Source organism: Actinomyces sp. oral taxon 170 str. F0386, assembly GCF_000195595.1.
In the GTDB taxonomy this organism is placed as follows: domain Bacteria; phylum Actinomycetota; class Actinomycetes; order Actinomycetales; family Actinomycetaceae; genus Actinomyces.
In genome coordinates this window covers 1-5,888 of the sequence record NZ_GL882551.1, presented here as the reverse complement: position 1 = coordinate 5,888, position 5,888 = coordinate 1, and the positions used below count along the sequence as shown (strand labels likewise).

The window sequence follows — 5,888 nt, the reverse complement described above, 5'->3', positions numbered from 1 at the left end:
GGACGGGATGTTGGTGACGTAGCCCTTGAGCCCAGCCAGGCGCCGGGCCCTGGCCAGGGATGCCTCATCGTGGACCTGGTCTCCTTTGTGGGTGGTGACAAAACGTGTGGACTTGGGGCGCTTGTCGCCGGCAATGACGGCCCTGGCCCTGTTCTCCTGGGCGTCCAGTGTGTGGTTGTCCCGGGTGAAGCGCTTGGATGAGTAGACCCAGATGGCCCTCCACGAGCCGGGATGGGTGTGCGGGTCCCAGACAGGCTCGGCCTTGCGGCTCTTGTCCCGCTCGCTCCTGGAGCCTCTCCTGGGGGTGATGGTGTCAATGACCTGCCCGTCAGTGAAGGCGTCCCCGTGCCAGTGGAAGTGTGCCTCCAGGTCCTCCGGGGCGCGGGTGGTGCGTGAGCCGACGATGAACCGCAGCCTCGCGTCGTCCAGGGCCGTCAGGTTGGCGGCCGAGAGCATGCCGGCGTCAGCGACGATGATGAGGTCCTCGATGCCGTGGGCGGCCTGGAAGGCCTCCGCGATGGGGATGATCGTGGTGGTCTCGGCCCGGTTGCCCTCCCAGCAACTGATTCTCAGGGGGAAGCCGGCCCGGTCGACCAGTAGCCCGACGATGATCTGGGGGTCGATCCGACGCTCTTTGGAGTAGCCGACCTTGCGCAGGTCGTCCTCCTTCTCGGTCTCGAAGTAGAGCGTGGTGACGTCGTAGAGACACAGCGACACGTCGCCGGCGGCCATGGCGTGCTTCAGGGCCGCGGCGCTGATGGCCTCCCGGTAGTCGCGCTCGATGCAGCGCCCCAGGGAGCGGAACAAGGTCCGTACGCTGGCCGGCTCCAGGCCCAGGTCTCCCAGGACGCGGGGGACCTGGGCCTTGGAGGTCGGCTCGATCAAGCGCGCCAGAACCATCTGCTCAAAGGCACGATCACCACCGACCGCCTCGCCCAGCCCCAGGCGGGTATACGCCCCGTGCAGAACGTCCCACAACAGGGCCGAGCGCTTGGAGGCCACCACCGCGCCGACGTTGGCCGGGCCCGAGGAGGCTGGCTGTGGCGCTGGTGGCGTAGGGGGCAGGTCCAGGGCCAGCTGGTCCGGAGCGATACGGCGCCGGCCGATCTCCATCAGGGCCGCCAGCTCGGCCTGGGTGTGGGCTGAGCCCAGGTGCTCGATGACCTTGTCCCGGCGTCCTTCCTTGACCGCGATCTGCACCGCCATCGCTCCTGAAGCAGTCTTGACCTTACGCAGAAACGGGCTCACCACCCCCACCCTACCGGCCGCTTAGTGTGCCAGCACACCCCCAACACCACGGAATACCAACGAAAAACCAGCCCCAAAACTCCAAACCCACCAAACTGTCATGAGTCAGGAGTCAGATCATCATCGCAGTCCAGGACCAGCTGACGCTTAAGGACGTCAGTGCGTTCCAAGGCGGAGGTGAGCAGGTCCTCGGCCTCCAGGACCTGCTCAAAGGCGAGGCGGACCTGGATGTGGGTCTCCTCCGCGGAGACGGGCGTGGGCGATCCACTTGCGGGAGACCAGGTCCTCGATGATCAGCACCGTCATCCCGCAGGTGGCGAAGTGGGTGGAGTCGTAGATCCATATCGAGTTGGGCTGGTACGTCGCCCAGTCAGGGACGGCGCTTGGAACCTGACGACCGGGGCGGGTGCCTCAAGCGCAGGTCATGGTCGTTCAGCACTCAGCGGACCGTGGAGGCCGAGGCCCACAAGCAGCTCGCCCGTAGGAGCCGCGGTGAGCCAGGCGCCGGTGGGAGAAGTCCTTGTCGGCGAAGGTCTCGAAGGCCTCCACGATCCGCCACAGGTCTCGCTGGGCATCAGCGCGCCCGGCTAGGCTCCGGGCCGACCATCATCCAGCTTGTTCCCACTGTCCTGGCGGCGTCTGAAGCGCCGGTGGCGTCTGTCGGACAGCCCTGGGACCTCACAGGTCTTGGAGACGGGCCAGCCCCGGCCTGCGGCGTAGTCGACCAGGTCGAGTAGCCCCTGCTTGGTGGCTGCGTCCACCCGGACGGGAACCGGTTCGGTGGGCATCAGGCTAAGCCCCCTTTTTTCCTCCAGCACCACCAGCTTGACCGCCTGCTCGGTCACCGTGCGCGTGAGTCGGTCAATCTCGGCCCGGGCCTGGTCAAGCTCGACGTTACGAGCAGGCTTACCCGAGACCCCTGGCCGTGAGGCGGCCAGCGCCTCCAGAGCGCCCTGCCTGGCGACCTGCTGCAACCGCATGATCGCGGAACGGTCCACCCCGGCCCGCGCGGCGGCCGCTCCAACCGTGGTCTCCCCACGCATCAGCTGGATGTAGATGTCGTACTTCCTCGAAGGAGGCAAGAACACCTTGGCCCGGCGCCCAGCGCCCTTCGTCGTGTCAGCATCACTATCACTCAGCGCACACCCTCCTCAGGTGCCACGAAGACCCTACCGATGCGGTCTGATCATCACCCCAAAACCAGACACGAACGCTGCATCAAGTCAGACCTGCTGGCGCCGCAACGGCGAGATCGAGTTACCCATACCCCTAGGCAACCCACCCCAACCGTGTCTCAGATGCCATGACATCCGAAACTCTCAGAAGCCATGAGACAACACAGAAATTCCAAACTACGTGCCAGTTGAGGACCTTGATCATCTGGAACAGCCCGTGGCGGCTTTTAACGGCTCTTCACATTTGAGAACGCAGTAAGTAAGACCTATTTATATGTGTTCGGGGTAGGGATGCGTCGTTGCGCTGGATAGAGGTTGAGACCCCCCGATGATGGAAGCTGCTACACACCCCGTCACAAGAGATCTCGACGTGCCTGAGACTACCTTCACCGAGGCTGATCTGACGACCTTCCTGGGACTGGACGCCTTGGGACTGACTACATTGGGTCAGCTCCTCACGGCGGAGTGGGCGGTGATCGAGTGCCGCATGCCCTCTGGCTTCGAGGACCCCTTATGTAGATCCTGCGGGACCCAAGGAGTAGTCTGCGGAACGGTGGCTTGGTGCTTGGCCCACGTGTCGGCGGGAAGGCGCCCACACAGTTGCTGGTGCGTGTGTGACGCTTCACCTGTACCCACTGCCACCGCCTGTGGCGGCAGGACACGACCCGTCTGGTTGGGCCCAGAGCCCGCCTACCCACTGCGCGGTCCAGCGGGGGCTGTACAGGCCCTGGGATGTGAGTTCATGTCCGTTTTGCGCGTCGCGCAGTTGCTGGGGGTGGCATGGCACACCGCCAGCACCACGATCCTCACCCGCGCTGAACAGGTCCTCTCACCGGCGACCCGGACCGCTTCGGCGGTGTGGATGAAGGTCCTCGGTGTCGATGATTCCCTTGCGCGCTTCGCTATCAAGCGGGAGGTGTCCCTTCTGTGCGGCGCCACATAAAACGGGGCGATAAGTACGCCCGCCGTGATCATCGACCTGACCCCCGTACGCGACGCCAGTGGTCCAGCCCGACTTCTCAATGTGGTCGAAGGCCGGTCCAAGAAGGCCTTCAAGACCTGGCTGGCTGCGTGATCAGAGCCGGCGTGAGCAGGTTCAGATGGTGGCCGTGGACGGCTTGACCGGGTTCAAGAGCGCCGCCGGCGAGGAGCTACTCGGGCGGTTATGGACCCCGTGGCGCTGGCAGGAAACAAGGCCGATCAGTAGTGCCGCCGCATCCAGCGAGCGAACACAGGGCGTCGAGGCCGTAAGGGCGAGGCGCTATACACCAGGCTCGGCACACCCTGCTGACAGACGTCGACCTGCTCACCGGCACCCAGGCCAAGCGTCTCGAGGACCTGTTCGCCGACAAGCACCACGCCGCCGTTCAGGCCACCTGGGGCCTCTACCGGCGCCTCATCCAGGCCTCCCGGGTTGAGGATCCGGGACTGGGAAAGCACCTGATGCGACGGCTCATCAGTTCCCTGAGGCAGACCGTATCCGACGGACTGGAGAAGATCACCGAGCTGGCTAGGACGCAAATATGCAGATAGACTCACCTAACACACCCTCAAACGCGAAGAGTTAGGAACATCCCCGACTCCACACCCACAGCCGGGTACAACCCGCTATTCTTCACCGCGAAAATTTCCTTCCCTGGAGTTCTCGAATATCAGCAACCCACAATATTTCAGGCAAAGCAATATCTTCGCGCCACTTTCAGTGCCCCAAAGATGAAAACTCAGGCTAGAGATTCATATAATCGCCCATCAAGTTTGCCGACCCTCTCTGGGTTCTAACTAAGGCAGTCTGCAACAAAAAACACTAACCGAGAAAACATCCAGCACTCGAGGTTAGCGCCTTTCGCGCGTCAGTCTTGTGCGCGTTTCCGGCAATACCCCTTTCAGGCTGCCAGCATATTCGAAGCCATTCGGGAGTTTCGCTGAGGTTGGGCTGTCAACACATGCGCCCTTGATTGAAAATCCAAGATTTCCGTCGGAATTGCAGATTCCGCTTTCAAAGACGACAGTTGCTGTCGCGGTCGCTTCCGCTTTCTTTCCGGTGTCTTTGATCTGATCATCGCCTCGCACCGTGATTTTTACGGTCGCCGTATGTGAATCATAATTTACTGATGTAATCGTAGCGTCGTTGTTTTTTGCATATTCGGCTGCTTTAATGTCGGCCCTCCCTTTGGTCAGAGCTAGAGGGCGACCAAAGTGGCCCCAAAACTCAGATTGGCTTGTGGATGTGAGAGCTTTCGTGTATTCTGCTTCAAGTTGTTGCCCCCAGGCCTCCGCGGCAGCCAGTGCGGCTGCATCGGCTGCGGTCTTAGTTTGACGATTCTCGTTGTAGCCCTCACCGAGATATCCGATCAACATGTAACCGATCAGGGCGATGATAAAAATTCCTGCGACGGCGTAAGGGAGCATCGTTCCCTTCTCGTTGGTCACGATGTGGTGTAGATGGTGGCTCAGTCGTTTCATATACTCTCTCCTGCCTGTCCACGCTCATCAAACATTAGCACCGTGTAGATTGCCAGGGGCATTCGCCCCATTTGGCGCCCTCGTATGGTGAGCCCAGGTGCTCCACGATCCGGTGCATACCGTCCTCCTTGACCGCGATCTGCACCGCCGTGACCCCTGAGGAGGTCCTGACCTCGCGCAGAAACAGGCTCATACCAACGCGTCATATGGCCTCTTGGTGCCCCCATAATCAGACCCCCAACACTGCAATACCAACGAAAACTCACGCCATCCCCACAACCCACCAAAGTGTCAGAAATCAGGCCAGCACTACGGACACACCGCCAGACTTATCCCAGGGTGCCTTCAAATCCTAGCTCTGATGCCATCCAAGCATTTCGACGCCTCAACAGCGGTTCGCTCACGTTCGTTTTCCCGGCCCCCGCCTGAAACCCGCCCACGGGCGCCTTTTCCTTAAACGTTCACCATGACGGTCTTCAGTCAACGCGGCAAAAGGCGGCTTGAGGCCATCATCCGCACAACGATTTTGAGGAGCCGCGGCCTCATCATTTACGCAAAACCATTCAGAATCTGCCAAACTACAACAAAAGTTCCCTTCTGTTTAGGACACGCGAAAGCTGCTGCTTTTTCAGGAATTCGTTCTCCCTATGCAGCTCCCTGTAGTTCACCCTGAGTTTAATGATTCTTAATCCGACTCAACCATTTTCGCCTCGTCCTGTTCGATGGCGTGTCCCTTCCTGTACCTGGCGACCCGGTTGCCTGCTGTCTGGGCGACAAGATCGTAGGAGTCGGCCACCGATGCTATTGTTCGATCCTTCTCGATAACCTCACGCTCCACCTGGACCTAGCAGCTCCTCAGAGTATTTCACTGCTGATACGGACTATCCTATCGACTCAGGGAAAGAAAACTCCCCAGTCCAAGAAATACCAGGCACCCTACACACTTTTACTCATGCTGTGTCTGATGAAGGTGATCGCCTATCCTTTGATGGGGATGTCGGT

4 protein-coding genes are annotated in these 5,888 nt (G+C 60.8%); 1 reads left to right on the top strand and 3 read right to left on the bottom strand.

Going from position 1 to position 5,888, the window contains the following annotated elements; genetic code table 11:
- Together HMPREF9056_RS10265 and HMPREF9056_RS10260 are read right to left on the bottom strand one after the other, a co-directional pair.
- A partial coding sequence (locus tag HMPREF9056_RS10265) for an IS1634 family transposase (RefSeq protein WP_009404894.1) occupies window positions 1-1,206 on the bottom strand: 1,206 nt, incomplete at its 3' end.
- Window positions 1,207-1,835: 629 nt separating this feature from the next.
- Window positions 1,836-2,330 (bottom strand): hypothetical protein, encoded by a 495-nt coding sequence (locus tag HMPREF9056_RS10260; protein ID WP_216593608.1) that lies wholly within the window; start codon window positions 2,328-2,330, stop codon window positions 1,836-1,838.
- 835 nt (window positions 2,331-3,165) lie between these two features.
- Here HMPREF9056_RS10260 and HMPREF9056_RS14360 point away from each other — a divergent pair.
- Complete coding sequence (locus HMPREF9056_RS14360; RefSeq protein ID WP_009404891.1) at window positions 3,166-3,366, top strand: hypothetical protein; 201 nt, start codon at window positions 3,166-3,168, stop codon at window positions 3,364-3,366.
- A gap of 890 nt (window positions 3,367-4,256) precedes the next feature.
- Here the strand turns inward: HMPREF9056_RS14360 and HMPREF9056_RS14170 are convergent.
- The gene (locus HMPREF9056_RS14170) at window positions 4,257-4,886 is read right to left on the bottom strand and encodes a pilus assembly protein TadG-related protein (protein WP_157185059.1); all 630 of its coding nucleotides are present in this window, start codon (window positions 4,884-4,886) and stop codon (window positions 4,257-4,259) included.
- Window positions 4,887-5,888 lie beyond the last annotated feature (1,002 nt).